The 25,653-nt window shown below is 53.3% G+C and carries 20 protein-coding genes; 14 read left to right on the forward strand and 6 right to left on the reverse strand.

Going from position 1 to position 25,653, the window contains the following annotated elements:
- Nucleotides 1–235 precede the first annotated feature (235 nt).
- Nucleotides 236–868 carry a 3-hexulose-6-phosphate synthase gene (gene hxlA, locus NSU14_RS33765; RefSeq protein ID WP_042140384.1) on the forward strand — a complete coding sequence of 211 codons (633 nt, stop codon included), beginning with the start codon at nucleotides 236–238 and terminating at the stop codon, nucleotides 866–868.
- 6 nt (nucleotides 869–874) lie between these two features.
- The gene (hxlB, locus tag NSU14_RS33770) at nucleotides 875–1,432 is read left to right on the forward strand and encodes a 6-phospho-3-hexuloisomerase (protein WP_340948677.1); all 558 of its coding nucleotides are present in this window, start codon (nucleotides 875–877) and stop codon (nucleotides 1,430–1,432) included.
- Nucleotides 1,433–1,599: 167 nt separating this feature from the next.
- Here hxlB and NSU14_RS33775 read toward each other — a convergent pair whose 3' ends face one another.
- Entirely contained in the window at nucleotides 1,600–1,920 is a 321-nt protein-coding gene (locus NSU14_RS33775; RefSeq protein WP_042140382.1) for a cupin domain-containing protein, read from the reverse strand.
- A 265-nt stretch (nucleotides 1,921–2,185) separates the two neighbouring features.
- Nucleotides 2,186–4,747: a heparinase II/III domain-containing protein gene (locus tag NSU14_RS33780; protein WP_340949036.1), complete on the reverse strand. Its 2,562-nt coding sequence runs from the start codon at nucleotides 4,745–4,747 to the stop codon at nucleotides 2,186–2,188.
- A 297-nt stretch (nucleotides 4,748–5,044) separates the two neighbouring features.
- Between NSU14_RS33780 and NSU14_RS33785 the strand changes: the two genes are divergently transcribed.
- The 8 genes from NSU14_RS33785 (at nucleotide 5,045) to NSU14_RS33820 (ending at nucleotide 14,135) form a co-directional block, all read left to right on the forward strand.
- Nucleotides 5,045–5,941: a carbohydrate ABC transporter permease gene (locus NSU14_RS33785; RefSeq protein ID WP_042140380.1), complete on the forward strand. Its 897-nt coding sequence runs from the start codon at nucleotides 5,045–5,047 to the stop codon at nucleotides 5,939–5,941.
- Nucleotides 5,942–5,986: 45 nt separating this feature from the next.
- The gene (locus NSU14_RS33790) at nucleotides 5,987–6,850 is read left to right on the forward strand and encodes a carbohydrate ABC transporter permease (protein WP_042141795.1); all 864 of its coding nucleotides are present in this window, start codon (nucleotides 5,987–5,989) and stop codon (nucleotides 6,848–6,850) included.
- A gap of 60 nt (nucleotides 6,851–6,910) precedes the next feature.
- Nucleotides 6,911–8,674, forward strand: a complete 1,764-nt coding sequence (locus NSU14_RS33795) for a sensor histidine kinase (protein ID WP_076243604.1) — start codon at nucleotides 6,911–6,913, stop codon at nucleotides 8,672–8,674.
- Entirely contained in the window at nucleotides 8,649–10,310 is a 1,662-nt protein-coding gene (locus NSU14_RS33800) for a response regulator (protein ID WP_083705479.1), read from the forward strand. The genes NSU14_RS33795 and NSU14_RS33800 overlap by 26 nt, the downstream gene beginning before the upstream one ends.
- Before the next feature lie 91 nt (nucleotides 10,311–10,401).
- A complete protein-coding gene (locus NSU14_RS33805) occupies nucleotides 10,402–11,796 on the forward strand; it encodes an ABC transporter substrate-binding protein (RefSeq protein WP_042140378.1) in 1,395 nt (464 codons plus the stop codon).
- A gap of 156 nt (nucleotides 11,797–11,952) precedes the next feature.
- Nucleotides 11,953–12,336 (forward strand): winged helix-turn-helix transcriptional regulator, encoded by a 384-nt coding sequence (locus NSU14_RS33810; RefSeq protein ID WP_042140377.1) that lies wholly within the window; start codon nucleotides 11,953–11,955, stop codon nucleotides 12,334–12,336.
- A gap of 46 nt (nucleotides 12,337–12,382) precedes the next feature.
- Nucleotides 12,383–13,516 (forward strand): NADH-dependent flavin oxidoreductase, encoded by a 1,134-nt coding sequence (locus NSU14_RS33815; protein ID WP_445670108.1) that lies wholly within the window; start codon nucleotides 12,383–12,385, stop codon nucleotides 13,514–13,516.
- A gap of 211 nt (nucleotides 13,517–13,727) precedes the next feature.
- Entirely contained in the window at nucleotides 13,728–14,135 is a 408-nt protein-coding gene (locus NSU14_RS33820) for a winged helix-turn-helix transcriptional regulator (RefSeq protein ID WP_063779850.1), read from the forward strand.
- Nucleotides 14,136–14,180: 45 nt separating this feature from the next.
- On the opposite strand, the gene pepT is transcribed toward NSU14_RS33820, so the two are convergent.
- The 4 genes from pepT to NSU14_RS33840 all read right to left on the reverse strand — a co-directional run bounded on the left by pepT (nucleotide 14,181) and on the right by NSU14_RS33840 (nucleotide 18,783).
- Complete coding sequence (pepT, locus tag NSU14_RS33825) at nucleotides 14,181–15,413, reverse strand: peptidase T (protein WP_042140376.1); 1,233 nt, start codon at nucleotides 15,411–15,413, stop codon at nucleotides 14,181–14,183.
- A 96-nt stretch (nucleotides 15,414–15,509) separates the two neighbouring features.
- Complete coding sequence (locus NSU14_RS33830; RefSeq protein ID WP_052422153.1) at nucleotides 15,510–16,169, reverse strand: class D sortase; 660 nt, start codon at nucleotides 16,167–16,169, stop codon at nucleotides 15,510–15,512.
- Nucleotides 16,170–16,197: 28 nt separating this feature from the next.
- Complete coding sequence (locus tag NSU14_RS33835; protein ID WP_340948679.1) at nucleotides 16,198–17,220, reverse strand: hypothetical protein; 1,023 nt, start codon at nucleotides 17,218–17,220, stop codon at nucleotides 16,198–16,200.
- A 546-nt stretch (nucleotides 17,221–17,766) separates the two neighbouring features.
- On the reverse strand, nucleotides 17,767–18,783 hold the full coding sequence (locus NSU14_RS33840; RefSeq protein WP_340948680.1) for an LLM class flavin-dependent oxidoreductase: 1,017 nt from the start codon (nucleotides 18,781–18,783) through the stop codon (nucleotides 17,767–17,769).
- 1,531 nt (nucleotides 18,784–20,314) lie between these two features.
- On the opposite strand from NSU14_RS33840, the gene NSU14_RS33845 reads away from it, so the two are divergent.
- The 4 genes from NSU14_RS33845 to NSU14_RS33860 all read left to right on the forward strand — a co-directional run bounded on the left by NSU14_RS33845 (nucleotide 20,315) and on the right by NSU14_RS33860 (nucleotide 25,631).
- Entirely contained in the window at nucleotides 20,315–21,319 is a 1,005-nt protein-coding gene (locus NSU14_RS33845) for a LacI family DNA-binding transcriptional regulator (protein ID WP_042141790.1), read from the forward strand.
- A gap of 435 nt (nucleotides 21,320–21,754) precedes the next feature.
- Entirely contained in the window at nucleotides 21,755–23,185 is a 1,431-nt protein-coding gene (locus NSU14_RS33850; RefSeq protein ID WP_336101069.1) for an ABC transporter substrate-binding protein, read from the forward strand.
- Nucleotides 23,186–23,424: 239 nt separating this feature from the next.
- Entirely contained in the window at nucleotides 23,425–24,540 is a 1,116-nt protein-coding gene (locus NSU14_RS33855; RefSeq protein WP_042140372.1) for a carbohydrate ABC transporter permease, read from the forward strand.
- On the forward strand, nucleotides 24,540–25,631 hold the full coding sequence (locus NSU14_RS33860) for a carbohydrate ABC transporter permease (RefSeq protein ID WP_042140371.1): 1,092 nt from the start codon (nucleotides 24,540–24,542) through the stop codon (nucleotides 25,629–25,631). Before NSU14_RS33855 ends, NSU14_RS33860 begins: the two co-directional genes overlap by 1 nt.
- The last annotated feature ends 22 nt before the right edge of the window (nucleotides 25,632–25,653 follow it).

Consider the following 25,653-nt stretch of genomic DNA (forward strand, 5'->3'; position numbering starts at 1 on the left):
TAAATCTAATGTATGGTAGCACAGCTTTTGTGAAAATGCAGTAAATTTAAGAAAATCCTGAATAAATTCAACCTTCCTTTTCAAAAAGACGCACCAGACAGCCCGGCCCCCGCCCAATAGTATCCTTCAGGTAACTACATCACAATAAAGTGCCTACTTCCCTTATCGGCAGTATATCCCTAAACTTAGTACATCACTTACTAAAATATATTAATGACGAGGAGATTCTAAACCTATGAAATTACAGCTAGCACTCGATCTGGTGGATATTGCGGGAGCCAAGGCCATTGTTGCGGAAGTGGCCGAATTTATAGATATTGTGGAGATTGGAACACCGGTTGTTATTAATGAAGGTTTGCATGCGGTAAAAGCGATCAAGGACGCTTTTCCGGCACTTACGGTCCTGGCCGATCTCAAAATCATGGATGCCGGCGGCTATGAAGTAATGAAAGCTGTAGAAGCAGGAGCGGGAATCGTTACCGTGCTTGGCGTGTCCGATGATTCAACGATCCGCGGCGCGGTGGAAGAGGCCAAGAAGACCGGTGCAGAAATCCTGGTCGATCTGATCAACGTGAAGGATCTGAAGGCCAGAGCCGCTGAAGTGGACGCACTTGGCGTTGATTATGTCTGTGTACATTCGGGATATGATCATCAGGCAGAAGGCAAGAATTCCTTCGAGGATCTGAGAGCGATTAAGAGTGTGGTTACAAAAGCAAAAACAGCGATTGCTGGCGGAATTAAACTGGGCACGCTGCCTGAAGTGATTGCTGCGAATCCTGATCTGGTAATCGTGGGCGGCGGCATTACCGGCGAAGCGGATCAGAGAGCGGCTGCGGCGGAAATGAAGCGCCTTGTAAGCCAGGCCTAAGCAGCTATGGATACGCTGGATTACGCACGTGAAATTGTGAAGGAGCTGCAGGGCTCGGTCTCCGGACTGAACGCCGGAGAAGGCGAAGCCATGGCGGAGCTGCTGCTGCGCTCCGGGCAGATCTTTGTAGCCGGTGCCGGCCGCTCCGGCCTGATGGGCCGGGCATTCGCGATGCGGCTGATGCAAGCCGGGCAGGCTGCGTTTGTCGTCGGAGAGACGGTCACCCCGGGGATCGGCCCCGGCGATGTGCTTGTGCTGGGCTCCGGCTCCGGCGAGACCAAGGGGCTGGTATCCATGGCGGAGAAAGCCAAGGCGATCGGGGCAGCTGTGGTGCTCGTGACCATCAGCCCTGATTCGTCACTGGGGCGTCTCGCTGATTATATCGTCAAGCTGCCGGGTTCGCCCAAGGATCAGACAGACGGGAGCTATGCTACGATCCAGCCGATGGCCTCCTTGTTTGAGCAGACACTGCTGGTATTCTACGATGCCGTTATCCTGCGGATGATGGAGCAGACGGGGCAGACCACCGGCAGGATGTTCGGCAAACATGCGAATCTGGAATAATGTAACGTAAAGACAGCCTGTCCGGAACTTCCGGGCAGGCTGTCTGCATTCTAAGGGTGCCAGGCGATGGCGCTGCTGATGCTAATGCTGCAGCCGGAATTGGCAGCAGCACTGTCTATTATGGCAGGTGCAGGCGGGATGTGCCTGTCCTTGCCCCTGCACTCAGCTTAACGCTTAAGCAGATCCTCACGGATCGGTGTGAACACATCCAGCAGCGCCGAATTGGCTTCAAGTGCGGTTACCCCATGCTTGGCGTTAGACGGAATAGCTATGCTCTGGCCTGCGGACAAGGCGTATTCCTTGCCGTCGATGCGGAAGACGAAGCTGCCGCGCAGACAGTAGCTCATCTGCTCATGCACATGGCTGTGCTCGTAGCCCTCGGCGCCTTCCTCAAAATGAACCTCCATCATCATCAGACTGGCTGCCGCATTCAGAATGCAGCGTTTGACGCCCGGCTCAGCCGGTTCCCATACTCCTAGATTACTCATACTTTATTTCCTCCTTGTAAGTGTTATAGGCATAAATGTTGTACGTTTTGCAATAATGCTTCCTTGATAGCCGGGTGTTCGGGACAATTGTTGTAGAAACTGCAAGAATAATTCTGCCAAGCCGCGTGAACGGGACGAAATACTGCCTTTCATACAACAATTTTGGATTTGGGCAGATATTATCAGGAAAATGTTGTATTCCGTGCAGGATTTTATAAAAGGTACTGGAGCTCTGCCGTGAATAGCAGATGAATCGGGAAATTCCTTATTGCGGAACGGCAATCTGAATCATTCCCGGCTTAAGAATCAGGGTATCGTCCGCCGCGTGGCCGCCGCCCTCTGCTTCCGCACCCTCCGTGCCGAGTACCCGGAGCGGGACGCCGCCGGGAATACGGACGCGGCGGCTTTGCCCTGAGCCGTTGATGGCGGCAACGAACCATGCACCGTCTGCGCGGGAAATCTTGTATACCCGCACGCCTCCGCCGGCGTCTTCGCACAGCAGCGGCTCCAGCCGCAGCGGGGGAGCTGCTGCTGTGCGCGGATGCAGCAGCACCACATAGTCTTCGCCCGCCTTGCCGTGCGCACGGAAATGCTGCTGCGCCGCCAGCGGGTAGGCTCCGCCTACGGCACCTTCTCCGGCAGTGATGACCGGACTGGACGGCTCTGCAATATGCGCACTCAGCCTCATGCCGCCTAAGGCTGCTACCTCAATATTCTGCCCCGTGATCTCAGCCTCTGTACTCAGTGTATGCAGATTCCATACGCTGTCTGCTCCGCCCTCAATCCGGTCCCATACCAGATAAGCGTCAAAGCCTGCCTTGATATACAGGAAATTCCGCTCATACTCACCGGCACGTGTATCCGGGATCAGGCTTCTGGCATAATCCAGCTCGTCTGTGAAGATGACCTCCCGGCAGACGCTTTGCAGCGGACCGTCAGCATAGCCGCCTGAACCATCAGCGAATTGAACGATATTATGCGCCGCGCCTGATACATACCAGTGCCGGTCCCCGTTGTAATAACCGCCGGTTCCGGCATCAAGCGTCAGCGGAACCCCGTCTGCCCAGATGGAGAAATGGCCTTCGTCATGATGGGCGTGATAGGTCAGCGGCGAAGCCTCGTAGATGGCATAGTTCCGCAGGTTCTGCTCCCCGCTACGGAAGATGACGTAGCCGATGCCGGGATAATGGACGGAGCGGAGGGCGGGCTGCTGCTCCGGCAGATCCGGCCGCGGATACAGCAGGGCGACCAGCGGCAGCGGGAAAGCCCCGGTATCCTGGACCGGTGTGCCGCCGTGCTTCCAGGTCCAGACCATTTCCGCCGACAACTGCGGATCTTCCTCTGCATAGAACGGGGCCGCGTAGCCGAGCAGGCGGAACCACTTCTCCTGTACATTGGCATCGCCGACGGCAGGAGTCAGCAGAACAGGTCCGGCGTCATGACCGCCCTGGATGATGTCCTCTGCGGTGACGATGCCGATCAGGAAGCGGTACATCGCTTTTACCTTAGGGTGCCTGAAGTAATCCATTCCCTGCAGCCGCTTCAGCAGCACGAAGAACAGGAAATACCGGTGCAGCACGGCGCCGTGATAACGCACATTCTCCGGCCAGGCCCCCTCCTGATCCACTACTTCCGCCAGCTGCCAGTCTACTACGGAGCAGGCATGCTTCAGATAGCCAGCACTCTCAGGCTCCTGCGGGAAGAGCAGCGCATAGACACCAAGCCCGGTCGCCCGGTCCGCATTCCAGTTGCTGCGTTTGCCGCCCTTCTCATCAGGGAAGGTCTCCAGATCGAACCGGTAGTAGGCGGTGTCCATCATCATCGCTGCAATATAGCGGAGATCGGAGAGCAATGCCTCTATTTCCCCGGCAGTTAACACTCCGCTCCCGGCAATCTGGTCATAGATGACCGAGACGGCAGCCAGTCCGCGCCCGATATGCACAGCGCCGTAGGTGTCATCATCATGCCAGCCGTCCCGGCGGAAGATATCCATGCCCTGCCGCATATCGGACAGCATGTACTGCAGCTTGCGCCCCGCCCGGGCGGCATAATGATCTTCACCGCTTACCTTATACAGATTGGCGTCCGCACCGGCAGCCTCCAGCAGATAAGCCCAGTTGGTCAGCGTGGGCCGGTTGAAAAGCGCTCCGGACTGCTCCGGTCCGAGCGGCTGTCCGTCTTCGTCCAGGAACGTAACTCCAGTGCATACGCCGCCGCTGCCAAGCGGAGCTTCCAGGCTGAGCTCCGTCTGGATGCCGTAATAATCGCCTGCGGTTACCGGCAGGCGTTCTTCGTAACGCAGCACGGTAATGCCTTCCTCCGCTTCATTGCTGATGCGTACACAGAGCACATCCTCCTCCTGCGCACCTCCAGCCGGAGTGACGCCGGAAGGCTGCAGTCCGCTTCCGCCCCCGGCCAGCCGTTCAAGCGCCACTCTGCTGCCGCTTCCCGGCTCCTGCGTCCAGCCTTTCAGCGACTGGCGGAAGCTTCCATTAATCAGCGTCACCGGCAAGCCGAGCTGGGAATGCGTCAGCTGTACACCGCCGATCCGGGCAACGCCCTGCCCCCGGACCTGTACGGACAGCTGCAGACAAGCGGCCTGGGCGGGCACCTTGAAGACGAACGGCTCCACCCGGAATACACCGAGACGGCTAAGCGGAACCGCTTCTTCGCGTGCGGCGAATTGTGCGGACAGCTGCTGCTGTCTTACATATTCCTGCGAGATCGCCGGATACTGCTCTATTCTGGCGCGGAGCCCCTTCTGCTGCTCCTGGTCCTTGCCGCCGAAGGGGCCGTTACCGGCGGTGCCATGATTAGATGAATGCATAGGCAAATTTGCGGCCTCCCTGTGAATGCGAGTTCATTAATTAAACTAACTTAATTTCTTTCTACCATAAGTATAGCTGCCCGGGGACGGGACCCGGGATGGGTAAACGGAGGGAGGAGAGGGGACAAAGCAACTGAAATCACCCTTCAAGGCAGGGCCCCCGGCTTTGAAGCCGGATTTCATGAAAAAGTGAATTTCTCCCCCTTAGAGCAGTTGCTTTCTCCCTAACTGTGTCTGCACAGCGGGATTTATGATTAAGGAAAGAAACGCGAGCCGAATAGACAGGAGGAACAATCAATGAATGGAACGAAACGGCAAATAAACGCCTGGACCTTTGTAGCACCCAGTTTGATTCTGACGCTGATTTTTGGAGTGTATCCCGTCTTTTGGGCATTGAAGTACATGTTCTATGATTATCAGGGTTTTGGTACACCGCTCTTCATCGGCCTGGATAACTTCGAACGGTTGTTCCGGGATAAGGATTTCTGGCAGTCAGTGGTGAACACCTTCGTTTACGCAGGCGGCAAGCTGATCATTACGATCCCGCTGTCCTTTGTACTGGCTGTAGTGCTCAACCGCGCCCTGAAGGGACGCCAGCTGCTGCGGGCCATTTATTTCCTGCCTACCGTAATCAGTGCTTCGGTAATGGCGATTGTGTTCTACGTTATTTTCAACTCCTACAACGGAATGGTGAATCAGCTGCTGATGGGCGCCGGAATTGTATCCGCTCCCATAGACTGGCTGGGCGCCAAGCATGCCCTGGTCACGGCAATTATTATCGCGATCTGGGGCGCAGTCGGCAACTATATGCTGCTCTTTATCGCGGGGCTGCAGAATATTCCGGAGGATCTGTATGAAGCCGCTTCCCTGGACGGTGCCGGGCCGCTGCGCAAAATGTGGAGTATTACCGTCCCGATGCTGGGACCTGTGCTGCAGATGATCATCATGCTGGCGATTACTGTATCGCTTAAGGGCTACGAGAGCATTATGGTGCTTACCGAGGGCGGTCCTTACGGCAAGACGGAAGTCATGTATCTCTATCTCTATAAATTGTTCTTCCCGGTATCCAGCGGAGGATCAAGCATCCAGCAGTTCGGTTACGGCAGCGCGGTCGGATTTGCTACGGCGGTTATCGTCGGCATCATTACCCTGATTTACTTCTATGTCTCCAAGAAACTGAATGATATCTACTAAAAGAGAGGAGAATGAACAGTGAGCACAATGCATGCGGAAACGAAAATGGCTTCGGCGCAGACCAGCCGTTCCTTAAAGAACAAGGCGCTGCTGTCCCGGGTACTGTTGTGGATTTTCCTGCTGATCGTAGCAGCGTTTGCGTTATTCCCCATCATATTGGCGTTCTTCGGATCGCTTAAATCAAATCTGGAGCTGACTACAGGAACTACTCTGCTGCCGAAGGAATGGATCTTCGATAACTATGCCCAGGCCTGGACATCCGCCAATTTCGCAAGGTTTACCTGGAACAGCGTATTTATAAGCACCTTTACGACGTTAGGGACTTTATTGATAGGAACGATGGCTGCCTATGCGGTAGCGAGGGTGGATTTCTACGGGAAACGCCTGTATGTGGTCATTCAGTCCTGCACCCTGTTCATCTCCATCGGTGCCGTTGTGCTGCGCCCACAGTTTGATCTCATGGTCTCACTGAATCTGCAAAAATCGCTCTGGGGCGTCATCATCATCCTGATCAGCGGTCATGCCACAGCATTCTTCATGCTGATCGGGTTTGTGCGGGCAATCCCGAAGGAACTGGACGAGGCAGCGTTTATTGACGGCTGCAACTTCTATAGCGTATACTTTCGTGTTATCTTGCCGCTCCTGACACCGGCCCTTGGGGTCACAGCGCTCTGGACCTTCCGCGGCGCCTGGAATGAATACATTCTGCCGCTGGTATTTACGATGACGCAGCCTGGATTACAGACGCTCACCGTAGGCCTGGCCGGATTGAAATATGGTGTTGGTGATGCGGCACAGCCCCAATTAATGCTTGCCGGCGCATGCCTGTCGATGCTGCCGATGATCATTGTCTATATTTTTGCCAACAAATCATTCATGCAGATGACAGCGGGCTCCGTGAAGGGCTAAGCGGGCTAAGGCTAACGCGGCGGTCCACCGGCAGCCAGTCTTAACGAAGGGTGTGTAATCATGCTGAAGGCCTGGCTGTACCGGACCTCGCTGAAGAAAAGAATATGGCTGACATTCACCGGGCTGACCGTCTTTTGTATCTCGGTCACCGGCCTGTGGGCCTACTCGATTGCTTCGCGGGCCATGGAACGCAACTCCATCGACCTGAACCGCAATGTGCTGAACCAGTCCGTTAACGTGCTGGACCAGAAGCTGAAGCAGATCATTGTGGCGTCCTCCACCATGATGCTGAGTGAAGCGTATAAGCAGACGATGCGGGATATACAAGCGGATAATACCGACCGGTTCTTTGCGAACTTCTCCTTATTGCAGGGCCCCTTCACACAGGCGGAGCTGACAGAGAACTCCATTGAATCGATCCTGGTCAGTACACCGGACGGGGATTTCTACTCCGCCGGCAATCTGCGCAGAACAGCGACTCCATTTATGGAGTCTTTGCTGTATCAGCGGATCAAGGATAATCCGGAATCGAACTGGGTGGAGAGCCATGAGGACGAGCTGTTCGCGGGCAAGCATCATGTAATCTCTCTGCTGCTGCAGCCGCTGACGGAGAGCTATGTGCCCGATGTCTTCCTGACCGTTAATGTGAAAGAGGACATTCTGGAGGATACCGTCAGCGGAGGCGCGAGTCTCGGCAGTGCGAAGTTTCTGCTGATCAACAAGGGCGGAGCCAGTGTCTTCGGAGATAAGGAACGGCCAGACTGGTCCCGCTCAGTGGTATTTATGAACAAGCTGCTTCAGGCGGACAGCGGCAATTTCGAATATTCTGCGGGCGGCGGGACGATGCTGGTCAGCTACGCAGATTCGCGGTATGCGGGGGACTGGCTGCTGGTCAGCTACCAGTCGAAGGAGGAGCTTCTTCAGCCTGTACGCAGCATTCAGTGGCTGGTGCTGATGATTATGGCCGTGTGCATTGTCATCGCGCTGCTGCTGGCGAGATACCTCTCGGCATTGCTGCTCGGGCCGCTGCTGAAGCTGCAGAAGACGATGTCGCGGGTGGAGCATGAGGATCTGGATGCCCGCTTCGAGAGTCCGTTCCAGGATGAGATCGGGGAGGCGGGCCGCAAATTCAACCAGATGCTCGACCGGATCGGCGGGCTGATTCTTGAGGTCAGGGATACGGAGAAGGAAAAGCGCAAAGCGGAGATCAAAGCGCTGCAGGCGCAGATTGAACCCCATTTTTTATATAACACGCTCAATACAATCTTATGGAAATGCGAAATGGACGAATATGAAGATGTGAAGCAGATGGTGATTTCCCTGTCCGCGCTGTTCCAGCTGGGCTTGAACAACGGGCAGGAGATTACGACACTGGGTAAGGAGCTGGAGCATGTCCGCCAGTACCTGAATCTCCAGCAGCAATGTTATGAGGGCCTATTCGAATATACGATAACTGCTGGAGCGGAGCTGCTGGAGCTGCCTGTTCTGAAAATTATCATTCAGCCCCTTGTGGAGAATTCCATTCTGCACGGGCTGAAGGAGCTCCGGGGCGAAGGCATGATTACGATCTCTGTGGCAATAGAGGCGCAACATCTCGTGATCCGGGCGGCTGATAACGGGTCGGGCATGGATGCGGAGCAGCTGAATGCCCGGCTGAAAGAGCCGGCCGGCAGCGGGGGATATGCCCTGACCAATATCTGCAGCCGCCTGCAGTTATATTACGGCAAGGAAGCCTCTTTAACCTTCCGCAGCCGTCCGCACATAGAGACTGAAGCGGTTCTCTCAATTCCAATGGAAGGTGGAGTTTATCCTGAGCCACGCTGAACCTGTAAAAATATGCATTGTAGATGATATTCCGGCTGTGGTCCGGGGCTTGTCCCAGCGGATTCCCTGGGAGGAGCACGGGATCGCCGTCGCTGCAACGGCGGCCAACGGAGAAGAAGGGCTGCTGCAGATCCGTAAACACCGTCCGGATATTGTTCTGACCGATATCCGGATGCCATTCACCGACGGGCTGGAGATGATGAGGATGATTCTGGCGGAGCAGCCGGGGATCAAGCTGATCTTCCTGACGGGTTATTCGGATTTCTCTTATGCCCAGGAGGCGGTGAAGCTCGGGGCCTTTGACCTGATCGTCAAGCCCTTTACCAAGCCGCAGGTGCTTGAATCCGTCCTGAAGGCCAAAGAGGTGCTGGAGCGTGAACGCTCGCAGGCTGAACAGATGCGGGGGATGGAGCAGAAGCTGCGGGAGAGTATGCCTTATCTGCGTCAGGAGTATATGCGTCTCCTGATCCGTTACGGCAGCAGGCAGCAGCACCGCAGCCAGCAGTGGGATTTCTATGCGATTACAATGAACAGCCGCGACTTTTGTGTGATGGTGGCGGAGATCGACTTTTTTGCCGAGCGTACGGCCGCGCTGGCGGTCTCTGAGGTTGAGCTGATCCGATTCGCGGTGCAGAACATTCTGGAGGAGACGATTGGCGGGTACACGCAGGGTCTCGTGTTCCGCGAGCGTGTTAATCAGTTCATTATCGTGATGAATCCCCCGGCGGAGCTTGATGCGGAGCAGCTGGCCGAGCAATGCCGGGAGAATGTCTGCCGGCATACGTACCAGACCGTGTCAATCGGACTCGGCGGGGAAGTGGAGGAGGCAGGCCAGCTGTCGGTATCCTACGCCCAGGCGCTGTCTGCGCTGACCAATACGTTCCTGACCGGCGGGAACAGTGTATACCGCTATGTGGAATCGCCGGAGAGGGATGCTGCGCTGCCCAGATACTCTTTTGACAAGGAGAAAGAACTGCTCTATTGCTTGCGTTCGGCTAATCTGGCTAAGGCGGAAGAGCAACTGGACAATATTTGGAATGAGTGGCTAAGTGCCCCCGTGCTGCCCGATCCGGCGATCGTCAAGACGATGTGTCTGGAGCTGGCCCATTCGGTCCACCGTGTCTTCTCCGACAAAGCTTCAGACGCAGAGGTCAAGCTGCTGGAGAAGAAGCTGGCCGATATGAATACCTCCGCCTCATTCGAGGAGCTGCGGGGTCAGATCCGGGAATTCTGCCGCCAGGGCTGCTCCTACGTGCAGATACGCCAGTTCAGTGAAGCGCGTGTGCTGGTGGAGCGTGCCATCGCCTACATCAATGAGAATCTGCACCGCAACCTTGCGGTTGCCGATTGTGCGAGGGAGGTTCATCTGAGCCCCAGTTATTTCTCCAATCTGTTCAAGAAAGAAATGGGGATGACACTCGCCCAGTACATTATCAGCCGCAGAATGGAGAAGGCCAAGGAACGGGTGCTTGAGGGCATGCAGGTTCAGGATATCGCCATCTCGCTGGGCTACGAGGACCGTCCTTATTTCACTGAACTGTTCAAGAAATATACCGGCATGACGCCGACCGACTTCCGCTCCAAATACACTTCGGAGGTGCAGCGCGGAAACAGTGATTTCGTCTCCCCTGAATAGTTGTTTTCTCCTTCACTTACAAACGCGCAGTCATTCTATAATTTTTATATGAAATGAATGCGATTACACAAAGAAAAGGGAGGGTTTCAAGATGAAAAGAAATCAATGGATGCTGGCAGGAGCTTCGCTGCTGCTGGCAGGATCGCTGGCTGCATGCTCCTCGTCAACTGCTTCAAATAATACAAAGGCGGAGGGCGGGGATACCTCCGCTGAGCAAACCAAGCTGGTCTACTGGTCCATCGACCGTCATGATTCAGATTTTATTGAGCAGAAGATCAGTGAGTACGAGGGGCTTAACCCTAATGTGGATATTGAATTCAAAGTGATGGCTGACAACTACGCCCAGTCAGTGGATATCGCCTTCTCCAGTAAACAGGCGCCGGATATTCTGCGCGTGGATACAGGCAATGTACCGGCCTGGGTCAAGAAAGGGTATCTGGAATCGTTCGACAGCTACATCACACCGGAAATGAAGAGCCGGTTCGAGAGCGTGCTCATTAATGAGAAGAATATGGTTGACGGCAAAATCTACACCCTGCCGAATATTGGCCAATTCTGGCGCCTGATCTATAACGTGGATCTGTTCGAGAAGGCCGGGATTACAGAGCCGCCAGCTACACTTGCCGAAATGGTGGAGGATGCCAAGAAGATTACTGAGGCGGGTAAAGACAGCGGTGCTTACGGCTTCGCCGGTAATTTCAAGAGCGGAAGCGGGTTTGAACGCATTGCCCATCCGATCACAACCCTCAGTAAGACAGAAGGAACGGAAGGCTTCAACTTCCAGACCGCTAAGTTCGACTTCGGCATGTACAAGGAGACGCTTGAAGCCCTGCGGCAGATCGTAGTGGACGGCAGTATGATGCCGGGTTCGGAATCGCTTGATATTGACCCGCTGCGGGCACAGTTCGCTCAAGGTAAAATCGGGATGTATTTCAACCATTCTGTTGAGCCTAGTGTGTACAAAACTCAATTCCCGACCGAAATCCGCTGGGCGGCAGCACTGCCGCCAACCGTGGACGGCCAGCAGAACGGCGCCAGCCAGGTCATCTCCGGCAGCTATCTGGCGATGAGCAAAGACTCCGGGCAGAAAGAGGCCGCCTGGAAGTTTATCGAGTGGATGTACAGCGATGAGGTGCAGATCGCTTACCAGGAAGGCGGATACGGGGTTTCTGTTATTCCTTCTGTTGCTGCCGCAGCGAAAGCTCCGGATATCCCGGGAATTGAGGACTTCCTGCCGACCAAGTATGACGGAATCTATCCGGCAACTCCGTTCACTGCTACAGAAGGACGTCTGGAAGGAACGAAGAAGATGGATGTGTTCAACAGATATATCTTTACCGGCGGAGATTTGGACAAGGATCTTCAGGATCTGAACACGCGTTATAACGCCGCCCTGGACAAAGCCAAAGCTGCAGGCGACACTACGATTGAAGCCCAGCCGGACTTCAGTGCAGCCAGCCTGCAGGGAAGCCTGGTCAAGGAATAACAAGGGAAGAATAATACCACATGCAGCATACAGACCGCAGGCCATAGGCCTGCGGTCTGTTACGTTATATGGGTCTGCCCCAGGGCGTCTGCTGGCGATGTGCAGCCCCCGGGTGTATTGTAGTATGATATTAAAGAACGAAAGGAGGGACTTATATTGGCGACTGAGATTAAAGACCGTATCAATCTGAAGGAAATCAACTGCGAGAAGGAGCTTACGCTTGCTGTCATCGGCGGCAAATGGAAGCTTATCATATTGTGGCACCTGGGTCTGGAAGGGACCAAACGCTTCAGCGAGCTGAAGAAGCTGATTCCGCATATTACGCAGAAAATGCTGACCAATCAGCTGCGTGAGCTGGAGGAAGATCAGCTGGTATTCAGGCGGGTGTATGCTGAAGTCCCGCCGAGAGTAGAATACTCTATGACGGAGTATGGGCATACGCTGATGCCTGTGCTGCGCATGATGTATGACTGGGGCAAGAATTACGGGGAGAACGTCATTTGGAAAGATGACCCTGACCGCGACAGATCGATGAAATGAAATTCATATAGATTTAGACAAATGGAGGAGATTGATAATTATGCTGCTGAAGACAGAATATAGCCCGCTGCTGGAGACGTTTAAGTTCGCGAACGGCATTGAACTGAAGAACCGTGTGGTGATGGCGCCGATGACTAATTTCTCCTCGAATGAGGATGGAACCGTCTCAGAGCCGGAGCTTGATTACTACATCCGCCGATCCAAAGGGGCAGGAATGGTTATTACCGCCTGTGTATATGTATCACGCGGCGGGAAAGGCTTCCCGGGTGAATTCGGTGCTGACCATGACGGGCTGATTCCGAGCCTGCGCGGGCTGGCCGAGGCCATTAAGGGTGAAGGGGCGAAGGCGGTTCTGCAGATCTTCCATGGCGGGCGCCAATGCCCCCCGGCACAGCTGCCTGACGGACAGACGGTCAGCGCAAGTGATGTGCCGTCGGAGCTTCCGGGCGGCGGGCAAGGACCGGTTCCGCGCGCACTGACTGATGAAGAAATTACCGGAATTATCGCTGATTTCGGAGAAGCTACACGCCGGGCGATCGAAGCCGGATTCGATGGTGTGGAAATTCACGGTGCCAACGGCTATCTGCTGCAGCAGTTCTTCTCCCCGCATTCGAACCGGCGCGAAGACCGCTGGGGCGGCGATCTGCAGAAGCGCCTGGCCTTCCCGCTGGCTGTTCTGCGCAGTGTCAAGGATGCGGTGAAGCAGCATGCACAGGGGGAATTCCTTGTAGGGTACCGCTTCTCGCCTGAAGAGCCGGAAACACCGGGAATTACGATGGCTGATACCTTTGCGCTAATCGATGCACTGACAGGGGAAGGGCTTGATTATCTGCATGCTTCCCTGATGGAGCTGTGGTCGCAGCCGCGCCGGGGTACCGAGGACAGCCGTCCGCGGATCGAGCAGATTGTAGACCGCGTGGGAGGCAAGGCTCCGGTAATTGGAGTAGGCTCGCTCTATACCGCCGCTGATGCCCTGAAGGGTCTGGACAGCGGGATCAGCCTGGTCGCTCTGGGCCGTCCGCTCCTGATTGAACCGGACTGGGTTCAGAAGGTTGCCGAAGGGCGTGCAGCTGAGATTAAGACTGAGCTGGACCCTTCCGCCCAAGCTGAGCTTGTAATCCCGGACCCGCTCTGGAATGCACTGATTCATACGCCGGGCTGGCTGCCGGTGAAGCAGTAAATAGCAGGAGGGCGTCTGTCCTGCGCCTGTAACCTATTCATGACCTCTGGGTGCCTATATTTAAGGCTTCCAGAGGTTTTTTGCCATATTGGCATAAACGTGGAAATGTATATATGATACAATCGTATTAATTAACGGAACATCCTACAATGAGGAGTTTGCAGATATGAATGTACAGGGGAGAAACGATAGTTGCGGCGATGCGGAAGAGATGAGGCGTGATGAAGAAATGGATTCTTTTCAGCGGACGCTCGAGGTCATCGGCGGTAAATGGAAAGGAGTCCTGCTCTACCATCTAATCAGCGGTACAAAGCGGTTCAATGAACTGCGCAGATTATGTCCGGGAATTACCCAGCGGATGCTGGCCATGCAGCTGCGGGAGCTGGAGCGTGACGGTCTGGTTCATCGTGAGGTGTACCCGCAGGTGCCCCAGAAGGTAGAGTATTCTCTGACCGAGTGGGCCCGGGGCCTGGAATCCGGCCTGCTTAGTATTAAACACTGGGGAGAAGGATACAGGGAGGTGCTGGCCCAGAGTGAACCTGAGCTGCAGGCTGCCGGCGGCCGGGCCGGAGAAGACTCCGTGGAAGCAGCTCCGCGCAGCACAAATACCCCCGGATAAGCGGGATGCGCTTTATCCGGGGGTATTTGTGCTATGCAGGAGGCGTTAAGCTTTTTGCTCAGCCAGACGGGCAATCTCTACGATAACCTTAACAGCCATCAGCATTACGTCTACAGAGGCGTATTCGAATTTGCCGTGGAAATTCTCGCCGCCGGTGAAGATATTCGGTGTCGGCAGGCCCATATAGGACAGCTGTGAGCCGTCAGTCCCTCCGCGGATCGGGCGGATCACCGGAGCTATTCCCAGACCCTCCATCGCTTCCCGGGCGATGTCAACGATGTGGCGCACCGGCTCGATTTTTTCACGCATATTATAGTACTGGTCATTCATCTCCAGCACTACATTGTCTGCTCCGTAAGTAGACTTGAATTCATCCACAATGGCAGCGATATGGGCTTTGCGGTTCTCGAAATTCTCGCGGTCAAAGTCACGGATAATATACTGCAGCTTGCTGTGCTCGGCATTGCCCTGCATGGAGATCAGGTGGTAAAAGCCCTCGTACCCATCCGTGAATTCAGGCGCTTCACCGGCAGGAAGCCGGAGATGGAAGGCCATGGCGATTTTGGAAGAGTGGATCATCTTGCCCTTGGCTGTACCGGGATGTACGTTGACCCCATGGAAGCTGATTTTGGCGGCAGCGGCATTGAAGCTCTCATACTCCAGCTCTCCGAGCGGGCCGCCATCAACGGTATAGGCATAGGAAGCGCCGAATGCTGCAACGTCGAACTTATGCGGGCCGCGTCCGATTTCTTCATCCGGGGTAAAAGCAACTCTGATCTTGCCGTGTTTGATCTCCGGATGCGCGAGCAAATACACCATCGCCGTAACGATCTCCGCAATACCAGCCTTGTTATCTGCCCCCAGCAGGGTAGTGCCGTCGGTGGTAATCAGGGTATGCCCCTTGTAGCCGCTCAGCTCCGGGAAGCTCTTCGTAGTCAGAACAATGTTAAGCGCCTTATTCAGCACAATATCATTCCCGTCATAGTTCTCGACAATCTGCGGCTTCACATCCGTGCCGGTGAAATCAGTCGCCGTATCCAAATGGGCCAGGAAGCCTATTACCGGAACATCCTTGTCCGTGTTCGCCGGCAGTGAAGCCATAACATACCCGTGCTCGTCCACTGTGACTTCCGTCATCCCGATCTCCTGCAGCTCCTCTACCAGCTTATGGGCAAGCACCATTTGGCCGGGGGTGGAAGGGCAGGTCTCGCTGTCCTCATTCGATTGGGTATCCATTTCAGCATAAGAAATAAAACGCTTGATCAGCTCTTGTTTCAATTCAGGTCATCTCCTCTTCATCTTCGTATGTCTATATTATCACGATCCGCCAGAGGTCTCATCCCCGTGCGGACTTCCGAAGAGAGAAATGTCTGCTTACGGCTGCCGTACCAGCGGCTTGCTTGCAATCAGCCTGGCCGAGAGCAGATAGCGGTCAGGAGCTGAACCAACGTAGGAGAAGGGATAACAGGTGATCAGGGTAAGGACAGCTTCTTCGCTTGGCTTAATCGCTCCCCGTGCTTCTGCGTCTACAATCCTGCTCCCTGTGATCTCATAGGTGAACTTCCCCTCCGCCGTTTCGAGTTCAATGATATCGGACACCTCCAGATCCCCAAGGCTCCGGAACACTGTGTCGCGATGTCCTGCCAGTACGCTGTTGCCGGGGGAGCCTATGGCTGCACTCCCTTCGTCATGCCCTGCCCCTTTTTTTAGGGCTGTCCGTCCCGTCCCCTCCAGAATAGCCGCCCGTTTGTCCAGCTTTGGAAAATAGATCTCTCCAATAACCTCCCCCTCCGTATATTCGGGGTTGACGCTGCCTTGTTCTGCTGGGGGGCTGATCATGCCGTCAGGCAGCGGAGTCTCTTCCTCTGTTGCGGGGGATGGCTGGGCTTCCTCCCTCTTTTTCTCCCAGGTTTGCAGGGCTTTCCGGGCTTCTGCTGGCGCTTTGAAGATCTGGACGGCCGAATACAGCATGACGCATAAAGAGAGTATGAAGATCAGCTTCACGGCTAAAGATATACCGGAACGCTTCTTCATACTCTCTCCTCCAGCCTTGTGTGAAATATTATTTCTTCGATCCGAGCTTGCGGATGGCGATCAGACTGAGAATGGCTACGGCCATGCTGCCCAGAATCAGATTGTACCAAGGTTCGGCCGTATCCGGCAGCTTGCCGTCCTCATCCGGTCCGGCGAGCGGAAGCTCGTCATCGGTAAGGGTTACCCCGTTATCCGGTGAAGGCGCTGGTGTACTGCCGGCGGTGACAGCTCCGGCATCTGGTGTAGCAGACGGGCCGCTGCCTCCATTGTTATCCCCGCCGCCCAGCGGTACCGGTGCTTCACTTACAGCTACCTCATCTACTGCCGGTGTTGCCGCAGCGGTTGGTGAAGGAGATGGCGTTAGGGCAGGTGCCGTGCTGCTGGATGGCAGATCCGTCGGAGCCGGTGTTGCTGTTGGTGTGCTGCCTGGTCCCTCTGGTGTTGCCGTTGCAGTCGGTGCTGCCGTAGGCTCAGCTGTAGGGTCTGGTGTAGCAGTCGGTATCGGCGTTGCTGTTGGCTCAGCTGTAGGGTCTGGTGTAGCGGTTGGTATCGGCGTTGCTGTTGGCTCAGCTGTCGGCGCAGGATCTGCCGTGGCGGTGAATTCAAAGGCTACGCTCACCGTCTTCCCCTGAAATTCATTGCCGGCTTCAGGCGGGAATAACACATCCATCTGGATGTCCTCTTGCGCAGCGCCCTCAAGCGAGCCGATAGTCACCCGGCCTTCTGCCTCGCTCATTACCCCTGTATAGATGATTACTCCCTCTTTTTGCAGGGTCATTTGCAGGATTTTGTACAATTCTGCGTCCCCGGAGAGGAATTTGAAGTCTACAGAATAATCAAACGGGTCATTTCCGTCGTTGATCACCGTATAGTCTGAAGCCATAGTATCTCCCGGCTGCATGTTGTTCATGGTCGCAGTGCTGGTCGTATGCGAATTCACGGTCAGCTTAATCGTGTCCTCGGCGCTGGCCCCACCGGCATGCCATACGACACCAGCCAGAACAACTAGAATATAAGCGCCTAGCAAGGACGCGCGATAGCTCTTTTTCACATTCCCGCCCCTCTCTTCTGGGAAGTCATCTTTACTCTGTTTCTAGTTCACTCGCCCGCCTACAACCCGTATTTCCTAGCCTATAACCGCCTAATTCTGCAGTTTCCAGCCACGATTCGCCGCAATTCATGCTTATTACGCATGTCATGTCGAATAAAGTGGTTTTTAATAGAACCACTACGAAACAGGGCGATAGTACCCGAAAGAACGAACCTGAAGAATGCAATTGCGCATTTGTTCGTTATAACGAATAACTACAGTATAATCAAATTTAAAGATAAATAAAAACATTCAAATCGGTCTAAATGAGGTATAAATGGAGGTTTGATTCACATTATAATTTGTTTTCTACAGTTTACTGCTGTTCACTCATTATTTCTCCGTATATTAATAAATACGTAGTATTTTATAGAGAACGGTTCATTGTTAATATGTAAATGAAGAGACTAGCGGTATTTCTTGCATACAAATAGCCCATTTAAGCTACAGGCACGGATCTCTCCGTGTGTAGTTAAATGGGCCGGGTATTTGATGGGCGGTATCGGTTTATTGCTCCTGCAGCAGCTCGGATACCAGCTTATAAGAGTGCAGGCGTGCGGAGTGATCATAAATCTGTGATGCAATAATCCACTCGTCGGCAGCCGTCTCCTCGAGAATCTCCAGCAGCCGTTCTTTGATTAGCGAAGGATCGCCGGCAATGGAATATTGTTGTTTGCTTAGCAGCATGGCTTTCTCCTGCGGTGTCCAGATTCCATCCAGGCTGTCCACCGGAGGCTGGAGCTTGCCGGTACGGCCGCGGATGATATTCAGGAATTGCTGCTGCTGTGAGGTAGCCAGTCTGCGCGCTTCCTCCACCGTATCTGCGGCGGTTATTCCCAGTCCGATCATGACATGGGGCTTATCGAGCACTGCGGAAGGCTTGAAGCTGCTGCGGTACAAATGCAGTGCCGGCAGCAGGTAATCCGGTGCAAAGTGGCTGGCAAAAGCAAACGGAAGACCGAGCTGGCCCGCAAGCTGGGCACTGAAGCCGCTGGAGCCCAGCAGCCAGATCGGAATATTCAGTCCTTCGCCGGGAACGGCGCGTACACCGAGCGGGCGGCTGCCCGCCCCGTTAGCGTCGAAATAAGCCCGGAGCTCGCTGAGCTGCTCGGGGAATTCGCTGCCGTCGCTGCCAAGACCTCGTCGCAGCGCTCTGGCGGCCGCCTGGTCGGAGCCGGGGGCCCGGCCGAGGCCAAGATCGATGCGTCCGGGATATAAGGACTCCAGCGTGCCGAACTGCTCGGCGATAACAAGCGGTGCGTGGTTGGAGAGCATGATGCCTCCCGAGCCGACGCGGATACGCTTGGTTCCTCCGGCTACATGTCCAATCACAAGGGACGTGGCAGAGCTGGCAATGCCGGGCATATTATGATGCTCCGCCAGCCAGTAACGGTGGTATCCCCATTCTTCGGCATGACGTGCTAAATCAAGTGTGTTATGAAATGAATCCGCCGCTGTTCCGCCCTCGCGAATAGGGGCTAAATCCAGCACGGAGAACGGAATGTCGTGCAATTGCTTCACCATAATCCCTCCCATAATGGATGCTTCAGCATCAGTAAGCAGTATTTGCAGCTATAGATTGATCTACCCGCCAATTATAACATGAAATAATATTATTTACACACTTTAAGTAAGCGGTGTGGATGAAGAGAGGATATTACGGATGGAGGGATATTGCGGATAGAGGGATTTGCGGATGGAGGGATATTGCAGATGGAGGGATATTGCAGATGAAGGGATATTACGGATGGAGGGATATTGCAGATGAAGAATCTATATCGTTTGATCCGGTATTCTTCTGGATCAGTAACGGATTAGTACCAGATCAGCACCGGGCTCATTGCTTGATCTGCAGGCTGGCTGCGACGGCCCCTTATCCTAAGCATTGTATAGACTGAACTCAAGATTTCACCATAAAACTCCAACATAAAACTCCAACATAAAACTCCAACATAAAACCAATCCTAACTAAGCCTTTATTCTGTGATTATTTGAACTTCTAGGCGGCTACCGTTGACGCAGGAATTTTCCGATTTAATCCGCCTCCGTGGCAGAGATCCAGTAACTTATTGAAAAATCCTGCACCAAATACAACATTTCTCCTCTCCTATCGGTCCTAATCCAAAATTGTTGTACAAAAGGCAACATTTCACCTTGTTCAAGCGGCTCAGCAGGATTATTGTTGTATTTCATACAACAATACGCCCGATCACCTGGCTATCCATCAATCAAAGTTGTAAAACGTACAACATTTTTGTCTGCAGTGTCTAAAGTGTCTGCAGTTCTGCAGTGTCTAAAGTGTCTGTAGTTCTGCAGTGTCTGTAGCGTCTACAGTGTCTGCAGTGTCTAAAGTAGCTTAAGTGCTTCCTAAGAAGTCTTCACTCTACCGCAGAAGTCTCCACTCTGCTGCTAAAGAATCAAGTATAAGGCATTGATGTGCTCAGCCAGTCCCGCAGTGACTGACCGGTAATTTGAATGGTTGTTGTCTTACGTGCGGTTTATCTAACTGTATTTTGTGCAACTAAAGCGAACACTCATTGCGGTGCGGCATTCCACACTCGCTACTCTCAACAGATATGCAGGGGTTGTTCAGCAAGTTAGATCCATATACGTAAGTTCACTCCATATAGGTACAGCGATTAATGTGTTATAGCTACATAATGATCAGCTGATCAGCAGAGTAAGGGACAGCAGTGAATTGAGAAGCTTTTCAGATGGACGGAGGTGATTAAGAAAATGGCGTTGTCCATTAGCCCAACAGGTAAAATCCGCAACCGGTGAACAGCATAACGGGAATTAATCATCAGAAAAGCCTCCCACGTGAAGTTTAATGTAAGCGCATAACAAAGATCTTGCCAATTTACGGGAGCCTTGCTATAATCGCTTTGAAAAGCTTTTCTAAATAGAAACGGCTACGCTGTGCTTCAGGAAAGCCGATGCCTCCGGAGCAGCGATAGTACATATCGGCTCAGGTATCCGTTTCAGCGAGAAAGATAAGGAACATTTATTGCATAAGCATATAAACTCTTATCTTTATAAAAAGGAAGTCAGAGCTATGAAGCCAACAATCAGAGATGTAGCCAGAATGGCCGGTGTATCCATCAGCACGGTTTCCCGTGTAATGAATGCGCCGGACACAGTAGTTGAGAGTAAACGCAGCCGGGTGATAGAAGCCATAGAAGCGCTGAAGTATCAGCCTAATGCGTTTGCGCGCGGTTTGATTTACAAGAAGTCTTTTACACTGGGCCTGCTTATTCCCGATATTGAGAACCTGTATTTCGCAGGGGTGATCCGGGGGATGCAGGATGCCTGCATTAAGCTCGGCTACAGTCTGATGATCTGCAATACAGACCGTGACAAGGAGCGGACGCTGTCTTATATCGATACGTTCCATGAGAAGCAGGTGGACGGAGTCGTGTTCGCCAGTGATGTGCTGTACCCGGAGTATTATGAGAAGCTGGTAGGCTGCAGAATTCCCTTCGTGCTGGTCTCCTCCCATTCCGATGAGTATGAGGTGGCTTCGGTGGAGGTCGATGATGAGAAGGCAGCGTATGATGCGGTGAAATTCCTGATTGAGCTGGGTCACCAGGAGATCGGAATGATCGGCTTCAATCATGATAACTCGGTGTCCGGGCCGCCGCGTGTTGCCGGATTCGTCAGAGCGCTCAAGGAATTCGGTCTGGAGCGCAATGTGGAGAAGGTCAAATACGCCAATCACCGCTTTGAACAGGCGTATCAGGCATCGCATGAGCTGTTCAGTGAGTATCCGGAGCTGACTGCTGTATTCTGCGTAGCCGATGAGTTCGCCATGGGAACGATCTCTTATCTGAAGGACCGCAATATTCTGGTGCCGGGTCAGGTGTCGGTAATCGGTTTCGACAATCTGCGGATGTCCGGCATGTTCATTCCGAAGCTGACGACGATCGCCCAGCCGATTTATCAGCTGGGTTACCGGGCTGCAGAGAAGCTGCATGAGTTATTAACGACCGGCTCTGTGGCTGTCATGAAAGAAAAGATGGAGCATAAGCTGGTTGTAAGAGAATCCTCACGTGAGAAATGAAATCTGCTTGCGGGCAGGGTTGAAGCGCTGCTGCCTGGATTGTGGAGGGGCAGAGCGGTCTCTTTTTCTAAATTTGAAAAGCTTTTCACAGGGGTTCGGCAGATTGATGTAAGTTATTATGGTTAGTTTACACGGAAATCCGCTATAAATACGGTTGCCAGAGGTAGAAAGGTGCAGGAATATCACAAATTAAAAATAAAACATAGGAAAAGATGAATTTGCAGTATTGGAAACGCATTCAGCATGTGATATTATGGAAATGTAAGCGCTATATCGATGTTCCTGACTCAGGAATCCCTGACATTAAACTGTACAAATTATCATATTCTGAAAAGCTTTGCAAGGAGGTGGTCCAGTGCTCAGCCGGTAGTCATTCCGGGAATTAAGCTGACCTAATGCAGTCTCTAAAAACAATTAAAGGGGATGTATGAAACAATGAAGAAAGCTCCAGGACGTAAACTGTCACTCGCTATGGTGCTGTGTTTATCCTTCACCATGATGCTCAGCGGATGCGGCGGGAATAACAATAATGCGGCACCGACGGATGCACCGGCGGCAACAGAAGCTCCGGCAGCAACAGCAGCTGATAACAACCAGAAATCGACAAATAATGCAGAGGCTACAGCTGACGGCAGCCCGCTGGACTTAGCTATGAAAGGTGAATATAAAGGGACTAAGGTAACGATGTTCGGCCCGTTTGTGGACGCCGACCAGGTGAAATTTGAGAGCAGCATCAAAGAGTTTGAAGAAAAAACCGGCATTGATATTCAATATGAAGGCTCCAAGGAATTCGAAGCTACGATTAATATCCGTGTTGACGGCGGCAATGCTCCGGATATCGCTGACTTCCCGCAGCCGGGTCTCCTGGCTTCCATTGCGAAGACCGGCAAGGTAGTCGATCTGACCGGTGTGCTGGATCAGGAGAAGCTGACAGCCAATTACAATAAGAGCTGGCTGGATATGTCCACCATGGATGGTAAAGACGGCAAGATTATGGCCGGGATCTGGAACCGCAGCAATGTGAAGAGTCTGGTCTGGTATCCGAAGAAGCAATTCGATGATGCCGGATACACGGTTCCGCAGACTTGGGATGAGATGATGGCGCTGACAGAGCAAATTGCCAAAGACGGTGATCCTGCCTGGGCTATCGGTATTGAGAGCGGCGCGGCTACCGGCTGGGCAGCCACCGACTGGGTAGAGAACATTATGCTGCGTACCACAACTCCTGAGAACTATGACAAGTGGGTAGCCGGAGAACTGCCGTTCACTTCTCCTGAAGTGAAGAATGCAGTAGATGTGATGTCCAAAATCTGGCTGAACAAGGATTATGTATACGGCGGCGCTAAATCCATCGTAACCACGGCTTTCGGGGATGCTCCGAAACCAATGTTCGAGAATCCTCCCAAAGCCTGGTTCAACCTGATGGGGAACTTCATTACGAGCTTCTTCCCGGAAACCGCCAAGGTTGATGTAGATTATGACTGGTTCTACCTCCCGCCGATTGATGAGCAATACGGCAAGCCGGTTCTTGTAGCAGGCGATATCTACGCGATGTTCAATGACCGTCCTGAAGTACGTGCAGTCATGGAATTTTTCACCACCGGTGAATCGATCAAGAGCTGGGTACAATCCGGCGGTGTAGTGGCGCCAATGAATGATGCCCCGCTGGACTGGTACCAGTCCGAATCCGACCGCCGGATGGCGCAGCTGGTGCAGGATGCTTCAACCCTGCGGTTTGACGGCTCTGACCTGATGCCGGGCAAGGTGGGTGCAGGCACGTTCTGGAAAGGCATGACCGACTATGTGAGCGGAACGGCTACTCTGGATCAGGCACTGGAGCAGATCCAGTCCGGCTGGAACAACTAAGGAGCGTGTAAGCGGGACTTAGGGGGACGCAAATGATGAAGAGGGGCAGGGCAGCAGTGATGAATCCTGCCCCTCTTTTTCTTGAAATATAAGAATTTATATGTTTCACACCATAATTTATCCTTCTATTTCTCGCTGAAACGATACCGTCCTTATAAGGACGGCAAAGCCGTTTCCACTTGTTAAAGAATGCTTATGTAGAGAGTTTTGCTGCGCAAAACTTATTAGGAGGAACTGATATGGATGCACAAATAAAGCCGGAGGCCGGTGCCCCAGGTACGCAGGTCAAGCAGAGAATCAGCGGCCGGGCGGTGCTTTTATCGCTGGGGGTGCTGCTCGCTAACATTGTGATCAACGGGCTGATCTTCTTGTTTTTCCGCGATTCTACGCTTAATCCGCTGCTAACTGCGGTGCTTGCCGTGCTATGGGGTGTACTGGGTGTATATCTGATCTATTACACTCTGACCTGGGCGGTTGAGCAATATCCCGATCGTATCCGCAGGAAAGTGCTGCCCTACGTATTTGTCGGACCCGCGGTTATTATTCTCGGCTGGCTGTTAATCCTGCCTGCGCTGCGGACCTTGTACTTAAGCTTCTTCAATGCTTCTTCGGAGAAGTTCGTCGGACTCAGCAACTATGCTGCAATCTTCAGCGACCATCTGATGGCAACCGCACTGCGCAACAATCTGCTCTGGGTGTTTGTGGGGACGCTGGCCTGTGTATGCTTCGGGCTGCTCATTGCCATCCTTGCCGACCGCAGCAGTTATGAACGTATCGCCAAATCGATTATTTTCATGCCGATGGCCATATCCTTTGTTGCCGCAGGCGTGATCTGGAAGTTTGTCTATTATTATCAGCCGGGCGATGAGCAGATCGGACTGCTGAATGCGATCGTAACCTATTTCGGCGGCGAACCGCAGGCCTGGACGAGTATGCTGCAGCCCTGGAATAATTTCTTCCTCATTATTATCCTGATCTGGATGCAGACGGGGTTTGCCATGGTCATCTTCTCTGCAGCGATCAAAGGTGTTCCTGACGATATTCTGGAAGCCGCACGGGTGGATGGCGCCGGTGAGGTGAAGATTTTTTTCGGTATCATGATTCCGTTTATCTCCTCGACCATTCTGACGGTAACCACAACCATTATTGTCTTTACATTGAAAATATTTGACGTCGTCATGGTGATGACGGGAGGTCAATACGATACAGAAGTAGTAGCGACACAGTTCTACCGGCAATTCTTCATGTACCGCAACTTCGGTTACGGCTCAACACTGGCTATCGTACTCCTGATCGCGGTATTGCCTGTTATTCTTATTAATCTGCGTCAGTTCCGCAAGCAGGGGGGATTCTAATGGTCGGCAAAAAGAAGAGAAAAAGCAGCAAAACCGTTGTTAACCTGATACTGGGCGTCATCTGCTTCATCTGGATTCTGCCGACGTTCGGGCTCTTTGCCTCCTCCTTCCGTCCGGCTGCGGATATTCTGCACACCGGCTGGTGGAAGGTCTTCCCCCATCAGGAGTGGAAGGCCGGCGAAACGCTGCAGCTGTCCAAGGATGTGGATCTGCGGCAGCCGATTGAGGTGAACGGTAAAACCTACAGTGATGATCAGCTCAAAGCAGGTGTAAAGGCGGATGACAGCCGCCTGATGTGGGAGAACCGCAGAGCGCGCACGGTCAATATGCAGGAACAGGGCTGGAAGACTACGCCTGACCTGACGCTTGATAATTATAAGAATGTACTGTCCGGCAAGGAATACAAGCTTAAGGAAGCCGATGGCAGTGAGACGGTGCAGAAGGGCAGCGGATTATCGCAGGCGTTCTGGAATACGCTGACGATTGCTGTACCGGCTACGGTGATCCCGGTGCTGATCGCTTCTTTTGCCGCATACGCCTTCGCCTGGTTGCGGTTCCCTGGACGCAAGACGCTGTTCGTTATTATTATCGCGATGCTGGTCATTCCGATACAGGTTGCGCTGATTCCGGTGCTGAAGGATTACACGTCGCTGGGGCTCAACGGCAGTTATCTCGGAATCTGGCTGGCGCACACGGCCTTCGGCCTGCCGCTGGTTACGTACTTTATGTATAACTTCATCAGCCAGCTGCCGAAGGATCTGTTTGAATCAGCCTTCATTGACGGGGCCAGCCACTTTACCATTTTCAGCAGGCTGATTCTGCCGCTCTCTGTACCTGCGCTCGCCTCCATCGGAATCTTCCAGTTCCTCTGGGTGTGGAATGATTATCTGGTGTCGCTGATCTTCATCGGCAACCAGCCGTCGGTGCAGGTAATGTCCATGAAGATCGCCGATCTGGTCGGATCACGCGGCAATGACTGGCATTTGCTGACTTCGGCTGCGTTTATCTCAATGCTGATGCCGCTGGCAATCTTCTTCCTGCTGCAAAAGTATTTCGTCAGAGGTCTGATGGGCGGCTCGGTGAAAGGCTGAGCCTGTGGCTCAGAGCAGGTAC

Source organism: Paenibacillus sp. FSL R10-2771, from assembly GCF_038000205.1.
Taxonomy (GTDB): Bacteria; Bacillota; Bacilli; order Paenibacillales; family Paenibacillaceae; genus Paenibacillus_AQ; species Paenibacillus_AQ phytohabitans.

Coding starts and splice junctions, on each gene's coding strand:
- NSU14_RS33775 (WP_042140382.1), bottom strand. CDS start 1,920: ATGAGTAATCTAGGAGTATGGGAACCGGCTGAGCCGGGCGTCAAACGC.
- NSU14_RS33785 (WP_042140380.1), top strand. CDS start 5,045: ATGAATGGAACGAAACGGCAAATAAACGCCTGGACCTTTGTAGCACCC.
- NSU14_RS33850 (WP_336101069.1), top strand. CDS start 21,755: ATGAAGAAAGCTCCAGGACGTAAACTGTCACTCGCTATGGTGCTGTGT.
- NSU14_RS33855 (WP_042140372.1), top strand. CDS start 23,425: ATGGATGCACAAATAAAGCCGGAGGCCGGTGCCCCAGGTACGCAGGTC.
- NSU14_RS33805 (WP_042140378.1), top strand. CDS start 10,402: ATGAAAAGAAATCAATGGATGCTGGCAGGAGCTTCGCTGCTGCTGGCA.
- NSU14_RS33830 (WP_052422153.1), bottom strand. CDS start 16,169: ATGAAGAAGCGTTCCGGTATATCTTTAGCCGTGAAGCTGATCTTCATA.
- NSU14_RS33860 (WP_042140371.1), top strand. CDS start 24,540: ATGGTCGGCAAAAAGAAGAGAAAAAGCAGCAAAACCGTTGTTAACCTG.
- NSU14_RS33840 (WP_340948680.1), bottom strand. CDS start 18,783: ATGGTGAAGCAATTGCACGACATTCCGTTCTCCGTGCTGGATTTAGCC.
- hxlB (WP_340948677.1), top strand. CDS start 875: ATGGATACGCTGGATTACGCACGTGAAATTGTGAAGGAGCTGCAGGGC.
- hxlA (WP_042140384.1), top strand. CDS start 236: ATGAAATTACAGCTAGCACTCGATCTGGTGGATATTGCGGGAGCCAAG.
- NSU14_RS33795 (WP_076243604.1), top strand. CDS start 6,911: ATGCTGAAGGCCTGGCTGTACCGGACCTCGCTGAAGAAAAGAATATGG.
- NSU14_RS33790 (WP_042141795.1), top strand. CDS start 5,987: ATGGCTTCGGCGCAGACCAGCCGTTCCTTAAAGAACAAGGCGCTGCTG.
- NSU14_RS33845 (WP_042141790.1), top strand. CDS start 20,315: ATGAAGCCAACAATCAGAGATGTAGCCAGAATGGCCGGTGTATCCATC.
- NSU14_RS33820 (WP_063779850.1), top strand. CDS start 13,728: ATGAGGCGTGATGAAGAAATGGATTCTTTTCAGCGGACGCTCGAGGTC.
- NSU14_RS33780 (WP_340949036.1), bottom strand. CDS start 4,747: ATGCATTCATCTAATCATGGCACCGCCGGTAACGGCCCCTTCGGCGGC.